Below are 15,045 nucleotides of genomic sequence, written 5' to 3' on the forward strand. Positions count from 1 at the left end.
CGTCGTAACGTCAGCCGGGGATCGGCGGGATGTCAGCCCTGTCGCCCATGGTGGTGTCCCCACCGAAGACGACAGGAGTTGCGATGGACCACGCGATCCGAGCCGAGGGCCTGGTGCGGCGTTTCGGCGCCACCACCGCCCTCGCCGGAGTTGATCTGGCGGTCCCGACCGGGACCGTCTTCGGCCTGCTCGGGCCGAACGGCGCCGGCAAGACCACCGCGGTGCGAGTGCTCGCCACCCTGCTGCGCGCCGACGAGGGGCACGCCACGGTCGGCGGCTTCGACGTCGTCCGCGACGCCCATCGGGTGCGCCAACTGATCGGCCTGACCGGCCAGTACGCCTCGGTCGACGAGACCCTGACCGGCGCGGAGAACCTGCTGCTGATCGGCCGGCTGCTCGGGCTGAGCCGGGCCGACGCCAAGCAGCGCGCCCGCCAACTGCTCGCCGACTTCCAGCTCAGCGACGCCGCCGACCGGGCCGCCAAGACCTTCTCCGGCGGTATGCGGCGCCGGTTGGATCTCGCCGCCAGCCTGGTCGGCCGGCCGCAGGTGCTCTTCCTCGACGAACCGACCACCGGCCTGGACCCGCGCAGCCGCAACGAGCTGTGGGACATCGTCCGCGCCCTGGTCTCCGACGGGGTGACGGTGCTGCTCACCACCCAGTACCTGGAGGAGGCCGACCAGCTCGCCGGTGAGATCGCGGTGGTCGACCACGGCCGGGTGATCGCGCAGGGAACGCCGGAGGAACTGAAGGCCAAGACCGGAGGTCAGACCCTCACCGTGCGGCCGTCCGACCTCGCCGACCTGGGCACCGTGACCGCCATCGCCGCCGAGGTGTCCGGCGCGACGCCCGAGGTGGCCCAGAACGCGGTCACCGTCGCGGTGAACGACCCCGGTGTGCTGCCCGCGGTGGTGAGCCGCCTCGACGCCGCCGAGATTGCGGTCGCCGAGCTGGCGCTGCGCGGCGCCAGCCTGGACGAGGTCTTCCTCTCCCTCACCGGCCACCGGGCCGAGGACGCCCCGGCCAGCACCGACGATCTGGAAAGGACGCCAGCTTGACATCCTCCACCGCCGTGAAGGGCGGGGAGTCCCTCGGTCGCCCGAGGGGGTTCCTGCTTCACCGGGCCGCGCCTTCACCGCTGACGCGGGTCGGGTCTTACCGTCCCTCCACAGGCGTTTTATCTCTCCGCGAGCCCGGCGGCGAGGATGTTGCGGGCGGCGTTGACGTCCCGGTCGTGCACGGCGTCGCAGCCGGGGCACGTCCAGATGCGGACGCCGAGGGTCATCGCGGTGTTGATCCGACCGCACGCCGAGCAGGTCTTCGTGCTCGGGTGCCATTGGTCGATGGCGATCACGGTCCGCCCGTACCAGGCGGCCTTGTACTCGATCATGTTGCGCAGGTGTGTCCACGCCGCGTCGGAGATGGCGCGGGCCAGCGAGTGGTTGCGCAGCATGTTGCGCACGCTGAGGTCTTCGATCACGACCGTTTGGTTCTCGCGGACGAGTCGAGTCGACAGCTTGTGCAGGTGATCCCGCCGCCGGTCGGCGATGCGGGCATGGATCCGGGCCACCGCAAGGCGGGCCTTGGCCCGGTTGGCGGAGTCCTTGGCCTTACGCGACAGGTTGCGTTGCGCCTTGGCCAGCTTGCGCCGGTCAGCGCGCTCGTGGCGCGGGTTGGTGATCTTCTCCCCGGTGGACAGGGTGAGCAGACTGGTGATGCCCGCGTCCATCCCCACCGCAGCGCCCACCGGCGGCAGGGCCGCGACGGCGGAGTCTTCCACCAGCAGGGACACAAACCACCGACCCGCCGCGTCGCGGGACACGGTGACCGTGGTCGGTTGTGTGCCCTCGGGCAGGGGCCGGGACCACACGATGTCCAGTGGGGTGTCCATCTTGGCGAGGGTGAGTTGCCCGTGACGCCAGCGGAACGCCGAGCGGGTGTACTCCGCCGACGCCCGGGACTTACGCTTGGACTTGAACCGCGGATAGCGCGAGCGCTTGTCCCAGAACGCGGCGAACCCGGCTTGCAGGTGCCGCAGCGCCTGCTGCAAGGGCACGGAGCTGACCTCGTTGAGGAACGCCAACTCCTCGGTGCGTTTCCATTCGGTGAGCCATGCCGAGGATTGCACGTAGGTGCTGCGTTGCCGGTCGACGGCCCACGCACGGGTGCGCGCTTCCAGCGCCAGGTTGTAAACCTTGCGCACACATCCGAAGGTGCGATTCAACTGTTCAGCCTGCTCAAGGGCCGGATAGAAGCGGTACTTGTACGCCCGCTTCACCACCTCACCCACGCCTCACATTCTAATCCACTTTGTAAGACGATTATTGAGGGGAGGGAGCGGCGTTTCCTCCTCCGCCTGAAAGCGGAGGTGTCCACGCCGCGATCCCGATGACCGCCGCTACTCTGCCCGCTCCGCTGGCCCCGGCCCGCCGGCTCAGCGCCGCCGCCGGTCTGCGGCACACCTTCACGCTGGCCTGGCGCAGCCTGGTGCAGATCAAGCACAACCCGATGGAGCTGCTCGACCTGAGCATCCAGCCGGTGATGTTCGTGCTGCTGTTCACCTACGTCTTCGGCACCGCCATCGCCGGGTCCTCCGGCGAGTACCTCACCTTCATGCTGCCCGGCATCATGGTGCAGAACGCGCTCTTCGCCACCATGACGACCGGGTTCGGGCTGAACAACGACCTCACCAAGGGCGTCTTCGACCGGCTCCGGGCGCTGCCCATCGCCCGGTGGGCGCCGCTGGCCGGTCGGATCCTCGCCGACACCGTCAAGCAGGCCTGGTCGATCGCGCTGCTGCTCGGCGTCGGGGCGATCCTGGGCTTCCGGGTCGGCAACGGCCTGCTCGGGGTGGTCGGGGCGTTCGCGCTGCTGCTGGCGTTCACGCTGGCCGCGTCCTGGATCTCGGTGCTGGTCGGGGTGCTGGTGAGCGAGCCGGACAAGGTGCAGATCTTCGGCTTCATGGTGATCTTCCCGCTGACCTTCACCAGCAACATCTTCGTGCCCACCGACCGGATGCCGGGCTGGCTGCAGAACTGGGTGGAGGTCAACCCGGTGACCGTGGTGGCCGACGCGCTGCGCGGGCTCCTGGTCGCCGGTCCGGTCGCCGGCCCGGTGCTCCAGACGCTGCTCTGGGGCGCCGGCATCGCGGTGATCTTCGCACCGCTGGCGGTGCGGGGGCTCAAGCGTCGGGTGTGACCCGCGGCGGCGCCGACACCGGCGCGGCCGCGAGCCCGCTCACACCTCCGGCCGGTCACCCTCGCGCGGCGGTTCGCCGTCGCGGCGGCGCAGGTCGTCCTCGCGCCGGCGTAGGTCTTCCTCCCAGCGGCGGAAGAGTTCTTGGTCCTGCTGCTGGGCGCGGTCCTGCACGGAGCGGAGGAACTCCGGGTCGTCGTCGGGTGCGACCGGGCGGCGGCGCGGCCGCTCGGTGGAGCCGGTGCCGGCCGGCCAGGGCTTGCGGGCGCCGGAGCCGGGCTCCCGACCGGCGACGAACCAGGCGATCGACCCGACCAGCGGGAAGAACAGGATGATCAGCACCCAGGCGATCCGGGGCAGGGCGCGGATCTGGCCCTCCTCGGCGGAGAGACAAGAGATCAGCGCGCAGACCGCGAGGACGATCTGCACCAGGAAGAGGAGTACGTACAGCCGGGCCATACGCCTATCATGGCGCACCCGGTCCCGTCACCACAGTCCGCGAACCACCAGCAGCGCACCGAGCAGCGCGAGCCCGAGGGTGGCCAGCGCGGCCAGGCGCAGTCTCGGGCCGCCGGTGCGCACCGGCCCGCTGTCGCTGCCCCAGGGCCAGCAGACCAGGAGCACGGCCCCCCAGAGCAGCGCGGCGATGCCGGCGATCGACGCGTCGGTCGGGTCGCCGGTCGAGCCCAGGCGGACGGCGAGCACGGTCACCACCGTCAGCGTCAGCATGGTGCGCCGCCATGCCAGCCGGGTCCGCTCCGGTTGCAGCCCCGGGTCGCGCCCGGCGCTCACCCGTCGCCGATCGTCCGGGCCAGCACAGCGACCACCAGCAGCACCGCGCCGGCACCGACGGCGAGGGCGAGGACGGCGGGGAAACGGGAGGCGGGCAGCTCCTGACCGAGCCGGATGGCTCGTTCGGTTCGCGCCCAGTGGTCCACCGAGCGGACGGCGACGGTGCCGCCGAGCAGCAGCAGCGCGACGGAGATCACCTCCCGCAGGTGGGTCAGCGGCAGCGGCGGCAGGAACTGCGCGGCGGCGAGCCCGCCGCCGACCAGCGCCAGGCCGGTGCGCAGCCAGGCCAGGAAGGTGCGCTCGTTGGCCAGGGAGAAGCGGTAGTCGGGCGGCTCGCCGACCGACCGTAGGTCCGCCGGGTCGAACCACCGCCTGATCGCTTCCCACACGCTGCCGATTATCCGCTTGTCCTGCCGCTTAACCTGAGCCGGTGACCGACCTTGACGTGATGACGTTGCGCGCCGCCTACGACAACCAGCTCCGCCCGGAGGTCCCGGACCCGGTCCCGGCCGGGGTGACGGTGGAGCGGGACGGGCCGTTGGTCCGGATCTGCGGGCTCGACGCCGGTGGATTCCTCACCTACCGCGACCTGGGCGGGTTGACCGGCGACGCGCTGGATGAGCTGATCGCCCGGCAGGTGGAGCTGTTCCGCCAGCGCGGCGAGTCGGTGGAGTGGAAGCTCAACGAGCACGACGAGCCGGCGGACCTGGCGGACCGGTTGCGCGCCGCGGGCTTCGTGGCGCAGGAGCGGGAGACTGTGGTGATCGGGCCGGTCGCGGCCTTGGCGGCGGCGCTGCCGGTCGCTCCCGAGGGGGTACGCCTGCGTGAGGTGACCTCCCGGGCCGACCTGGAGCGGATCGCCGCCATGGAGGAGGAGGTCTGGCAGGCGGACCGCTCGCACCTGGTCCGGGGGCTGGTCAAGGAGATCGACGCCGATCCGAACTCGATCACCGTGGTGGTGGCCGAGGCGGGCGAGACGGTGGTGAGTGCCGGGTGGGTGCGTTTCCCGGCGAACACCGGCTTCGGCACCCTCTGGGGCGGGTCCACCCTGCCGCAGTGGCGTCGCAAGGGCATCTACCGGGCGCTGGTCGCCTACCGGGCGCGGCTGGCCGACCAGCGGGGCCGGACGCTGCTGCAGGTCGACGCGTCCGAGGACAGCCGGCCGATTCTGCAGCGGCTCGGCCTCGTCCCGGTCACCACCACCACCCCGTACGTCTACACTCCGTGATCATGGAGCAGCGGTTGACGGACGAGGAGCGGCTGACCCTCAAGACGGGCGCGTTCGGGGCCGTCTTCCTGGTCTCCAATGCCGATCCGGGCATGTTGGGCGTGATTCGGGAGAGCCTCGCCGCCTCCGGCGCGCTGGCCGACGCCAGCGGGGTGGTCAAGGAGGCGCTGACCAGCGGTCCGCTGCCCCGGCTGCCCCGGGACTCCCAGTTGGAGATCGAGTCGGTGGTGCTGCCGGCTCTCGACCGGGCGATGCGGATCCTGCGGGAGAAGGCACCGGCGGACGTGGACGCGTACCGCGCGGTGGTGTTGACCGCGGCGGACCGGGTGGCCCGGGCGCACGACGGGGTGGCCGCGGCGGAGGCGGCGGTCATCGACCGGATCCGGGGAGCGCTGGCCGACCCGGCCTGACCGGCCCGCGCCGCTGCCGGTGTCGGTGAGCTGTGTCACTCTGAGTGCCCCGGGGAGCGCAACCTACTGGCAGGTAACATTGCGCCGTGGGCAACCGCACAGCAGCTCGCGGTTGACCGGGCGTCGACCGACGCGCGAGGCTGCGCCCGAGACCGGGCGAGCGAATCGCAACACCACACAGGAGGGTCGTCGAAGCGCGATGAATATCGTCGTACTCGTCAAGCAGGTGCCTGATTCGGGCGCGGACCGCAACCTGCGCAATGACGACAACACCGTCGACCGCGGTTCGGCGAACAACGTGATCAATGAGATGGACGAGTACGCCATCGAGGAGGCGCTGAAGATCAAGGAGGCGCACGGTGGCGAGGTCACCATCCTGACCATGGGTCCGGACCGGGCGACCGAGTCGATCCGCAAGGCGCTCTCCATGGGCCCGGACAAGGCCGTGCACGTGGTGGACGACGCCCTGCACGGTTCCTGCGCGGTGGCCACCTCGAAGGTGCTCGCCGCCGCGCTCGGTCAGCTCAACGCCGACCTGGTGATCTGCGGCGCCGAGTCCACCGACGGCCGGGTCCAGGTCATGCCGCACATGATCGCCGAGCGGCTCGGCGTCGCGGCGCTCACCGGCGCCCGCAAGCTCACCGTCGACGGCGCCACGCTGACCGTCGAGCGGCAGACCGAGGAGGGCTACGAGGTCGTCACCGCCGCCACCCCGGCCGTGGTCTCCGTCTGGGACACCATCAACGAGCCGCGCTACCCCTCGTTCAAGGGCATCATGGCCGCCAAGAAGAAGCCGGTGCAGACGCTCTCCCTGGCCGACCTCGGTGTCGCACCGACCGAGGTGGGCTTCGACGGCGCCACCAGCGCCGTGGTCGAGCACACCAAGCGCCCGCCGCGCTCCGGCGGCGCCAAGATCACCGACGAGGGCGAGGGCGGCGTCAAGCTGGTCGAGTTCCTCGCTACCGAGAAGTTCGTGTGAGAGCGGGGTCTGGACATGTCTGAGGTTCTCGTCGTCGTCGAAGCCACCAAGGAATTCGGCGTCAAGAAGGTCACCCTGGAGATGCTCACCCTCGCCCGCGAGCTGGGCACCCCGAGCGCGGTGGTGCTCGGCGGTTCCGGCGCCGCGGAGGCGCTCAGCGCCAAGCTGGGCGAGTACGGCGCGGAGAAGATCTACGCCGCCGAGGGTGACGAGATCGACGGCTACCTGGTGGCTCCCAAGGCCACCGTGCTGGCCGAGCTGGTCAAGCGGGTGCAGCCGGCCGCCGTGCTGCTGGCATCGGCGCAGGAGGGCAAGGAGATCGCGGCCCGGCTCGCCGTCAAGCTGGACAACGGCATCCTGACCGACGTTGTCGGCCTGGACGCCGACGGCACCGCCACGCAGGTCGCCTTCGCCGGCTCCACCATCGTCAAGTCCAAGGTCACCAGGGGCCTGCCGCTGGTCACCGTCCGGCCCAACTCGGTCAACCCGACCCCGGCAGCGGCCACCCCGGCGATCGAGCAGCTCACCGTGTCGGTCACCGACACCGACAAGCTGGCCAAGGTCGTCGACCGGGTCGCCGAGCAGAAGGGCTCCCGCCCCGAGCTGACCGAGGCCGGCGTGGTCGTCTCCGGCGGTCGCGGCGTCGGCAACGCCGACAACTTCAAGCTGGTCGAGGAGCTGGCCGACCTGCTCGGCGGCGCCGTCGGCGCGTCCCGCGCCGCGGTCGACTCCGGCTTCTACCCGCATCAGTTCCAGGTGGGCCAGACCGGCAAGACGGTCTCCCCGCAGCTCTACGTCGCGCTCGGCATCTCCGGTGCCATCCAGCACCGCGCCGGCATGCAGACCTCGAAGACCATCGTCGCGGTCAACAAGGACGGCGAGGCGCCGATCTTCGAGCTGGCCGACTTCGGCGTGGTGGGCGACCTGTTCAAGGTCGTCCCGCAGGCCGCCGAGGAGATCCGCAAGCGCAAGTGACCGACTCCGGGGGTGTGCTTCGGCAGCCCCCGGACAGCACGACGCAGAGAGTGGCCGCCCACCGTCGGGCGGCCACTCTCTGCGTCGTACCGGTGGATCTGGTCGCGGCCGGTGGAGAAGGGAGCTGATCGGCGGGCCGGGGAGCTGATCCGGCCCGCCGATCAGCCCGTCAGGGTGCCCCTCGGCAGGCTGTCGCCGGAGTGGGCGGGCTTGTTGTCGTACTGCTCGGCGGAGACGTCGACCACCGAGTAGCTGCCCAGGTCGACGTTGGGGGGCAGTGGTAGCAGGGCGTCCGAGCCGCCACCGAGGGTGCCGACCGAGAACATCTGCATCGTCGTCGGGTTGATGAGCCAGACCTCGTAGTACCCCGGCACGCGCGGGAGATTCGCCACGTGCAGATGTAGTTGGCCGTTCTGCAAGATTCGGGCGTCGCCCCTGGCGTCCAACGGCGTCGATCCGTACGCCGCCAGCGGCGCACTGGCCACCACTGGCTGCGTCGGTGCGGGCGTCGGGTCGTCCGATCGCAGCACGGCGACCGTGCCCACCACACCGATCGCCGCGGCGGCGACCGCGGTCGCCGCGGTGACCGCCCAGCGGGACCAGCCACCGCGCCGGCGGCCCCGGGACCGGGCGGCCGCCGTTTCCCGGCCGGCCGACTCCCGCGTCGTCGGCAGGTCCGCCGTGCCGTCGACCGGCTCGGCGACCTGCTGACGCGGAGTCAGCGACGGCAGGCCCTCCGCCGCCCGGATCTCCGCCGCGATGCCCTGCCAGACGTGCTCCGGCGGGTCGGGCAGGTCAGCCAGCCCCTGCGTCTCGGCGCCGAGCCCGGCCACCTGCTGGAGGGTCTCCATCTCCAGCCGGCAGTGCGCGCAGGTGTCGAGGTGGGTGCTCTCTCCGTTGGCCGCCTCGCTCTCACCGAGCGCCAGAAAGACCAGCCGGTCGTGGTCCAGGTGCTGCACCGTCCACCTCCCATCTGCGTTTCAAGCTCGCCATGCCGCGCCGGATGTGACTCTTCACGGTGCCCAGTGGCACTCCGGTCGCCGTGGCTATCTGCTGGTGTGTCAGATCGTCGTAGAAGGCCAGCTCCAGCATGCGTCGTTGGTCGTCCGGTGGGCGAGCGAGCTCGTCGGCGACCACCAGCCGATCCACCACCCGGTCCGGATCGGGACCGGTCTGCGCCGGCTCGGGCAGCTGACGGACCATCTCGACCACCCGGGTCTCCCGCGCCGTGGCCCGCATCCGGTCGATCACCTTGCGCCGGCCGATGCCGAGCAGCCAACCGATCAGCGAACCCTTGGCCGGATCGAAGGTCTCCCGCCCCAGCCAGGCCGCCACGAACGTCGCCTGGGTCACGTCCTCGGCGTCGCTGCGGTTGGCCAGCATGGAGGTGGCCAGGTGCAGCACGGCCCGGCCGTACCGGTCGTACGGCTCGCGGAGCGCGACGTCGTCGCCGGCGCGGAACCGGAGGGCGAGGTCGTCCACCGGGGGGGTCCGGTTCCTGTCCTGACGCCGTCATCGGGCGGCTCGCCTTCGATGGGGCATGCCCGACTGTAACTCCCACAGCCCCCGCCCCACTCTCCCCGTCGATGTCATCTCACCCCGCTCTTCGTTCCCCGGACCCGGTCCGGATGCGGACGTGGCCGGAAAAAGAAATCGCCTCCGGGTCGCATCCGCCCAGCGCGGAGCCGGCGTAACCCGTTCTGCAAGCCAGGCCTGACGAATCAGCACCAATCAGCAGGAGGCAGACATGCAGCTCTCGTACTTCCGTCGGGTCGCCGCGGGCGGCGCCGTCGCCGCGCTGGCATTCGTCGGCGTCGGTGCGTTCACCGCCACCCCCGCCTACGCCGCCACGTCGCAGGTCTCCGTCGTGCACGGCATCCCGGACACCCCGGTGGACGTCTACGTCAACGGCGAGAAGACCCTGGACAACTTCAAGCCCGGTGACGTGGCCGGCCCACTGAACCTCGAGGAGGGCGAGTACGACATCGCGCTCACCAAGCCGGGCGAGCCGGTCGGCAGCGCGATCCTCACGGTCGACAACGCCGCGGTGCCGGGCGGAGCGAACATCAGCATCGCGGCGCACCTCGACGCCGCCGGCCAGCCGAAGATCACTCCGTTCGTGAACGACGTCTCGAAGGTCGACGCCGGCAAGGCCCGGCTGATCGTGCGGCACACCGCCGCCGCCCCGGCGGTGGAGGTCCGCGCCGGTGGCACACCCCGGTCTTCGAGGATCTGACCAACCCGAACGAGGCCAAGGGCGATGTCGACGCGGGCAGCGTGCAGGCGGATGTGGTGCTCGCCGGCACCGACACCGTGGCGATCGGCCCGGCGGACCTCCACCTCAGGGACTGCACCGCGACGATCGTCTACGCGATCGGCTCGGCCGAGGGCAAGACCCTCGACGTGGTGGCCCAGACCATCACCGGCCGGCACTCCGCCCCGGGCGGCGTGCCGAGCGGTGACGGTGGTCAGGCTGGCACCGGCGTGGACACCTGGTGGTACGTGCTCACCGGTGCCGGCGTCCTGCTGCTGCTCGGCGGCGGGGTGCGGGCGGCCACCGCCCGGACCGGTCGCCGGTGACGGTGCGCAACCGCGGCGCGCTGGCGGCCATGGCCGCCGGCGTTGCCGCGCTCACCGTCGCGGCCCTGGTGGCGTGCGGCTCCCAGCCTGCCGACGACGTGGGCGCCGAGGAGGCGAGCGCGCTGGCCAGCGCCACCCCGAATCCGCCGGCCGCCGCCACGACATCCGTCCCGGTGACCGCCGGGGAGTTGCCAGCCGACGCGGCGATCGTCCCACCGGTCCGGCTGGTGATCCCGGATATCGACGTCACCGCCACGGTCAACGCGGTCGGCGTCAACCAACGGACCAACGACTTCGAGGTGCCGCCGAGCGTCGACCAGATCGGCTGGTACCGGTACGGCCCCGGCCTGGAGGCGGGTGCCGGCTCGGTGGTCATCGCCGGACACGTGGACAGCGCCGAGCAGGGTGCAGGCGCGTTCTTCCGGCTGCGCGAGCTGGACCGGGGCGACACCCTGACCGCGACCGGCAGCGACGGCAAGGCACGCCCGTACCGGGTCGTCGCCCGGGAGGAGTACGTCAAGACCAGGATCCCGTTGGACCGGTACTTCGCCCGGGACGGCAAGCCGCGGCTGACCCTGATCACCTGCGGTGGGCCGTTCGACGCCAAGGCCCGCAGGTACCGCGACAACATCGTCGTCACGGCGGTTCCCGCCTGACCGCACGCGCCGGGCCACCCGGGGCTGCCGGCCCCGCAGTGGACCTCGGGCCGGGGTGGGGAGAGGAACCTCCTTCCGCCCCGGCCCTACCGCGTCGAGCGGGGCCGCGGGTCCGGCAGGTCCCCTCCGCCATCCGGTCTCCGACCTGTCGGCCGTAGGCTGAACGGTGATGGCTTACCTGGATCACGCGGCGACCACTCCGATGCTCGACGAGGCACTGGAGGCGTACGTCGCCACCGCCCGCGAGGTCGGCAACGCGTCCTCTCTGCACGCGGCGGGTCGCCGTGCCCGCCGGCGGGTCGAGGAGTCGCGCGAGCGGGTGGCAGCCGTGCTGGGTGCCCGGCCGTCCGAGGTGATCTTCACCGGTGGCGGTACGGAGAGCGACAACCTCGCGGTCAAGGGCATCTTCTGGGCACGCCGCGGAGCCGGCCCCGACCGCCGGCGGGTGGTCTCCAGCGCCGTCGAGCACCACGCGGTGCTGGACGCGGTGGACTGGCTGGCCCAGCACGAGGGAGCTGAGGTGGGCTGGCTGCCGGTGGACGCAGCCGGCCGGCTCGACCCGGATGACCTGCGCGCCGAGCTGGCGGCGCACGCCGACCGGGTGGCGGTGGTCACCGCGATGTGGGCGAACAACGAGGTGGGCACCGTCCAGCCGGTGGCCGAGCTGGCCGCCGTCGCCGCCGAGCACGGCGTGCCGTTCCACACCGACGCCATCCAGGCGGTCGGGCAGGTGCCGGTCGACTTCGCCGCGAGCGGCGTCGCCGCGCTGACCGTCACCGGGCACAAGCTGGGTGGTCCGACCGGGGTGGGCGCGCTGCTGCTCGCCCGGGACGTGGCGGCCACACCGCTGCTGCACGGCGGCGGGCAGGAACGCGACGTCCGCTCCGGCACCCTGGACACCGCCGGCATCGTCGCCTTCGCGGTCGCTGTCGAGGCGGCGGTGAAGGGCCAGCAGGAGTACGCGGCCCGGGTGGCCGCGCTCCGCGACGACCTGATCGAGCGGGTCCGCCGGGCGGTGCCCGAGGTGATCTACAACGGCGACCCGGTCGACCGGCTGCCCGGCAACGCGCACTTCTCCTTCCCGGGCTGCGAGGGAGACGCCCTGCTGCTCCTGCTCGACGCCCAGGGCATCGCCTGCTCGACGGGTTCGGCCTGCTCAGCCGGGGTGGCCCAGCCCTCGCACGTACTGCTGGCGATGGGCGCCGACGACGACCGGGCCCGCTCCTCGCTGCGCTTCACGCTCGGCCACACCAGCACGCAGGACGACATCGACGCCCTCATCGCGGCCCTCCCCGCCGCCGTCGGCCGCGCCCGCCGAGCCGCCGCCCTCCGCACCCCCCGCTGACCCCACCCCGCCCCCGCCCCGCCCCTGCGGCCCCGCCCGCCCTTGCACCCGTCGATCTAGGGCAAATCGTCGTGGAGTGATCTCTGATCACGACGATTCGCCCTAGATCGACGGAGCGGGGTCGGCGCACGGTCGGGGGCGGGGTCGGCGCGCGGTCGGCGCGCGGGGCAAGGGCGAGGTCGCAGGGCGGTCGGCGGGGTCGGCGCGGGGTGGCGGCGGGTGGCGGCGGGCGGCTCGGGGTGGCGGCGGGCGGCTCGGGGTGCGGCGTTGGTGGGGTCGCGGGGCGGGGTGGATAGGCTGGAGGAGGGAAGGGAGTCAGCTGGTGAGGGTGTTGGCGGCGATGTCGGGCGGGGTTGACTCGGCCGTGGCGGCGGCGCGGGCGGTGGCGGCCGGGCACGACGTGACCGGTGTGCACCTGGCGCTGGCCCGCAATCCGCAGACGTACCGGACCGGGGCGCGCGGCTGCTGCACCCTGGAGGACTCCCGGGACGCCCGGCGGGCCGCCGACGTGATCGGCATCCCGTTCTACGTCTGGGACATGGCCGACCGGTTCCACGAGGACGTGGTGGACGACTTCGTCGCCGAGTACGCCGCCGGTCGTACGCCGAATCCCTGCCTACGCTGCAACGAGAAGATCAAGTTCGCCGCGGTGCTGGACCGGGCGGTGGCCCTGGGCTTCGACGCGGTGGTCACCGGCCACCACGCCCGCCTCGGCCCGGACGGCCTGCTGCGACGCAGCGTCGACGTGGCCAAGGACCAGTCGTACGTGCTGGCCGTGCTCACCCGCGAGCAACTGGACCGGTCGATCTTCCCGCTCGGCGACTCGACCAAGGCGCAGGTCCGCGCCGAGGCTGCCGAGCGTGGCCTGGCGGTGGCCGACAAGCCGGACTCGCACGACATCTGCTTCATCGCCGACGGCGACACCCGCGGCTTCCTGGCCGGACGGCTCGGCGAGGCGCCCGGCGACGTGGTGGACGCGAGCACCGGCGCGGTGGTCGGCAGCCACACCGGCGCGTACGCGTACACGGTGGGCCAGCGCCGCGGGCTGCACCTGGACCGGCCCGCCCCGGACGGCCGGCCGCGCTACGTGCTCTCCATCACCCCCAAGACCAACACGGTGACGGTCGGCCCGGCCGAGGCGCTGGAGGTGTCCGAGGTGCGTGCCGAACGGCCGGTCTGGACCGGTGGCCCACGCCCGGACGCGCCGGTCGAGTGCGAGGTGCAGCTGCGCGCGCACGGCGACGTGGTGCCGGCCACCGTGGCCCTCGACGGCGCCACCCTCCACGCCGAGCTGCGCCGGCCGGTACGCGGCGTCGCCGCCGGCCAGGCCGTGGTGGCGTACCGGCCGGACCCGGCCGGCGACGTGGTCCTCGGCTCCGCCACCATCACCGGCTGACCCGGCACAGCGTCGCCCTGGCCGTCGCGGCCCGGGCGGCCGGCATACCGGATACCCTTCCGCCGTGACAGATCAGGTGTGGCCCTGGCCGGTGGGCGCGGCAACCGGCATCGGTTCGCTGCCCGGCACCGACATCGCCGAGGCCCAGCGGGTGGTCCTCGGCGAGCTCCCCGCGCTGCCCCACCTTCCCGAGCTGCCGGCCCGCGGCCCCGGAGCCGACCTGATCGGTCGGACCGCGGGGCTGCTGGTCGAGCTGCCCGTCGAGCTGTACACGGGGCGCTGGCGGGTCGCCCCGCGCCCGGGCCGCGACCTGCGCCGGGCCCGTGACCTGATGGAACGCGACCTGGACCAGCTCGCCGAGCAGGCCGAGGGGTACGCCGGCCCGATCAAGGTGCAGGCCGCCGGCCCGCTCACCCTGGCCGCGACCCTGGAGCTGCCGATCGGCGGCCGACTGCTGCGCGACCCCGGCGCGGTCCGCGACCTGACCGGCTCCCTCGCCGAGGGGCTGCGCGCGCACGTCGCGGCGGTCGCCCGGCGACTGCCCCGCGCTTCGGTGCTGCTCCAGCTGGACGAGCCGTCGCTGCCGACCGTGCTGGCCGGGCGGGTGCCCACCGAGAGCGGGCTGGGCGCGTACCGGGCGGTGGATTCGGCGGACGCGGCGGCGCTGCTGCGCACCGTCGTCGACGCGGCCGGCGTGCCGACCGTGGTGCACTGCTGCGCCCCGGACGTGCCGTTGGAGTTGATCCGTTCGACGGGCGCCGCCGGGGTGGCCCTCGACCTGGACCTGCTCACGGAGCTGGACCCGTTGGGTGAGGCGATCGACGCCGGCCTCGGGTTGCTGGCCGGGGCCGTGCCGACCCGGCCGCCGTCGACCGGCCAGGCGCCGACCTCCGCGCAGGTGGCCGACCGGGTGCGCCAGCTCTGGGACCGGCTCGGCTTTCCCCGCCGGCAGCTCGCTCAGCAGGTGGTGGTCACCCCGGCCTGCGGGTTGGCCGGGGCCAGCCCGGAGTACGTCCGGGTGGTGCTGGCCGCGTGCCGGGACGCCGGCCGGCGGCTCGCCGAGGACTGAGGTTTCCTGTCGTACTCGGTGGGCAGGATGACGGTCATGATTGGACAGCTACGTACAGTGGTGATCGATTGCCCGGATCCGCAGGCGCTGGCGGCGTTCTACGCGGAGCTGCTCGGCGTGCCCCTGGTCGAGGGTGACTCCGATGACGAGTGGGTGGTGCTGGGCGGCCAGCCCGGGCACCAGCCGCGCCTGGCGTTCCAGCGGGCGCTCAATCTGCGTCCGCCGGCCTGGCCGGATCCGGAGCGCCCGCAGCAGTTCCACCTCGACGTGACCGTGGACGACATCGAGACCGCCGAGAAGGCGACGCTCGCGCTCGGCGCCCGCCGGCTGCCGGGCGGGGGCGCGGACTTCCGGGTCTACGTCGACCCTGCCGGCCACCCGTTCTGCCTCTGCTGGGACTGACTTTGGTGTGGGCCGCGT

16 protein-coding genes and 2 pseudogenes are annotated in these 15,045 nt (G+C 72.6%); 12 read left to right on the forward strand and 6 right to left on the reverse strand.

Features of this window, described 5'->3' with window-relative positions:
* Positions 1-83: 83 nt before the first annotated feature.
* Entirely contained in the window at positions 84-1,058 is a 975-nt protein-coding gene (locus tag BUS84_RS29890) for an ATP-binding cassette domain-containing protein (RefSeq protein WP_074317595.1), read from the forward strand.
* Positions 1,059-1,177: 119 nt separating this feature from the next.
* Here BUS84_RS29890 and BUS84_RS29895 read toward each other — a convergent pair whose 3' ends face one another.
* Positions 1,178-2,290, reverse strand: coding sequence for an RNA-guided endonuclease InsQ/TnpB family protein (locus BUS84_RS29895; RefSeq protein ID WP_074317597.1), 1,113 nt, complete (start codon positions 2,288-2,290; stop codon positions 1,178-1,180).
* A 98-nt stretch (positions 2,291-2,388) separates the two neighbouring features.
* Between BUS84_RS29895 and BUS84_RS29900 the strand changes: the two genes are divergently transcribed.
* Entirely contained in the window at positions 2,389-3,198 is an 810-nt protein-coding gene (locus BUS84_RS29900; protein ID WP_074317599.1) for an ABC transporter permease, read from the forward strand.
* A 39-nt stretch (positions 3,199-3,237) separates the two neighbouring features.
* On the opposite strand, the gene BUS84_RS29905 is transcribed toward BUS84_RS29900, so the two are convergent.
* Genes BUS84_RS29905 through BUS84_RS29915 form a run of 3 tightly spaced genes read right to left on the reverse strand, consistent with a single transcriptional unit; the run spans position 3,238 to position 4,376 of the window.
* A complete protein-coding gene (locus BUS84_RS29905) occupies positions 3,238-3,654 on the reverse strand; it encodes a PLD nuclease N-terminal domain-containing protein (protein WP_074317600.1) in 417 nt (138 codons plus the stop codon).
* 27 nt (positions 3,655-3,681) lie between these two features.
* Complete coding sequence (locus BUS84_RS29910; RefSeq protein ID WP_074317602.1) at positions 3,682-3,987, reverse strand: DUF202 domain-containing protein; 306 nt, start codon at positions 3,985-3,987, stop codon at positions 3,682-3,684.
* Positions 3,984-4,376 (reverse strand): YidH family protein, encoded by a 393-nt coding sequence (locus BUS84_RS29915; protein WP_074317604.1) that lies wholly within the window; start codon positions 4,374-4,376, stop codon positions 3,984-3,986. The genes BUS84_RS29910 and BUS84_RS29915 overlap by 4 nt, the downstream gene beginning before the upstream one ends.
* A gap of 41 nt (positions 4,377-4,417) precedes the next feature.
* Here BUS84_RS29915 and BUS84_RS29920 point away from each other — a divergent pair, with 41 nt between their 5' ends.
* From BUS84_RS29920 to BUS84_RS29935, 4 genes are all read left to right on the forward strand, one after another.
* Positions 4,418-5,215: a GNAT family N-acetyltransferase gene (locus tag BUS84_RS29920; protein WP_074317605.1), complete on the forward strand. Its 798-nt coding sequence runs from the start codon at positions 4,418-4,420 to the stop codon at positions 5,213-5,215.
* Positions 5,212-5,625 carry a hypothetical protein gene (locus BUS84_RS29925; RefSeq protein ID WP_074317607.1) on the forward strand — a complete coding sequence of 138 codons (414 nt, stop codon included), beginning with the start codon at positions 5,212-5,214 and terminating at the stop codon, positions 5,623-5,625. The genes BUS84_RS29920 and BUS84_RS29925 overlap by 4 nt, the downstream gene beginning before the upstream one ends.
* A 199-nt stretch (positions 5,626-5,824) precedes the next feature.
* The gene (locus tag BUS84_RS29930; protein WP_074317608.1) at positions 5,825-6,604 is read left to right on the forward strand and encodes an electron transfer flavoprotein subunit beta/FixA family protein; all 780 of its coding nucleotides are present in this window, start codon (positions 5,825-5,827) and stop codon (positions 6,602-6,604) included.
* Between the two features lie 15 nt (positions 6,605-6,619).
* Entirely contained in the window at positions 6,620-7,579 is a 960-nt protein-coding gene (locus BUS84_RS29935; RefSeq protein WP_074317611.1) for an electron transfer flavoprotein subunit alpha/FixB family protein, read from the forward strand.
* Positions 7,580-7,740: 161 nt separating this feature from the next.
* Here BUS84_RS29935 and BUS84_RS29940 read toward each other — a convergent pair whose 3' ends face one another.
* Positions 7,741-8,538, reverse strand: a complete 798-nt coding sequence (locus BUS84_RS29940) for an anti-sigma factor (protein WP_074317613.1) — start codon at positions 8,536-8,538, stop codon at positions 7,741-7,743.
* A pseudogene (locus tag BUS84_RS29945) lies at positions 8,492-9,095 on the reverse strand (RNA polymerase sigma factor). Before BUS84_RS29945 ends, BUS84_RS29940 begins: the two are co-directional and overlap by 47 nt.
* Before the next feature lie 231 nt (positions 9,096-9,326).
* Between BUS84_RS29945 and BUS84_RS29950 the strand changes: the two are divergent.
* The 6 genes and pseudogenes from BUS84_RS29950 to BUS84_RS29975 all read left to right on the forward strand — a co-directional run bounded on the left by BUS84_RS29950 (position 9,327) and on the right by BUS84_RS29975 (position 15,027).
* Positions 9,327-10,159, forward strand: a pseudogene (locus BUS84_RS29950) (DUF4397 domain-containing protein).
* Positions 10,156-10,815 carry a class F sortase gene (locus tag BUS84_RS29955; RefSeq protein ID WP_074317614.1) on the forward strand — a complete coding sequence of 220 codons (660 nt, stop codon included), beginning with the start codon at positions 10,156-10,158 and terminating at the stop codon, positions 10,813-10,815. The pseudogene BUS84_RS29950 and the gene BUS84_RS29955 overlap by 4 nt, the downstream one beginning before the upstream one ends.
* 169 nt (positions 10,816-10,984) lie before the next feature.
* A complete protein-coding gene (locus BUS84_RS29960; RefSeq protein WP_074317615.1) occupies positions 10,985-12,160 on the forward strand; it encodes a cysteine desulfurase family protein in 1,176 nt (391 codons plus the stop codon).
* Between the two features lie 322 nt (positions 12,161-12,482).
* A complete protein-coding gene (mnmA, locus tag BUS84_RS29965) occupies positions 12,483-13,556 on the forward strand; it encodes a tRNA 2-thiouridine(34) synthase MnmA (RefSeq protein ID WP_084757639.1) in 1,074 nt (357 codons plus the stop codon).
* 64 nt (positions 13,557-13,620) lie between these two features.
* Positions 13,621-14,625: a methionine synthase gene (locus BUS84_RS29970; RefSeq protein ID WP_074317618.1), complete on the forward strand. Its 1,005-nt coding sequence runs from the start codon at positions 13,621-13,623 to the stop codon at positions 14,623-14,625.
* A gap of 36 nt (positions 14,626-14,661) precedes the next feature.
* Entirely contained in the window at positions 14,662-15,027 is a 366-nt protein-coding gene (locus BUS84_RS29975) for a VOC family protein (protein ID WP_208869763.1), read from the forward strand.
* Positions 15,028-15,045: the final 18 nt, after the last annotated feature.

The sequence above is a fragment of the Micromonospora cremea genome, assembly GCF_900143515.1.
Taxonomy (GTDB): domain Bacteria; phylum Actinomycetota; class Actinomycetes; order Mycobacteriales; family Micromonosporaceae; genus Micromonospora; species Micromonospora cremea.

What these genes read in the sequence shown, in the direction of transcription:
- BUS84_RS29890 (WP_074317595.1), top strand. Translation starts at nt 84, where the DNA reads ATGGACCACGCGATCCGAGCCGAGGGCCTGGTGCGGCGTTTCGGCGCC.
- BUS84_RS29900 (WP_074317599.1), top strand. Translation starts at nt 2,389, where the DNA reads ATGACCGCCGCTACTCTGCCCGCTCCGCTGGCCCCGGCCCGCCGGCTC.
- BUS84_RS29905 (WP_074317600.1), bottom strand. Translation starts at nt 3,654, where the DNA reads ATGGCCCGGCTGTACGTACTCCTCTTCCTGGTGCAGATCGTCCTCGCG.
- BUS84_RS29930 (WP_074317608.1), top strand. Translation starts at nt 5,825, where the DNA reads ATGAATATCGTCGTACTCGTCAAGCAGGTGCCTGATTCGGGCGCGGAC.
- BUS84_RS29935 (WP_074317611.1), top strand. Translation starts at nt 6,620, where the DNA reads ATGTCTGAGGTTCTCGTCGTCGTCGAAGCCACCAAGGAATTCGGCGTC.
- BUS84_RS29960 (WP_074317615.1), top strand. Translation starts at nt 10,985, where the DNA reads ATGGCTTACCTGGATCACGCGGCGACCACTCCGATGCTCGACGAGGCA.
- BUS84_RS29975 (WP_208869763.1), top strand. Translation starts at nt 14,662, where the DNA reads ATGATTGGACAGCTACGTACAGTGGTGATCGATTGCCCGGATCCGCAG.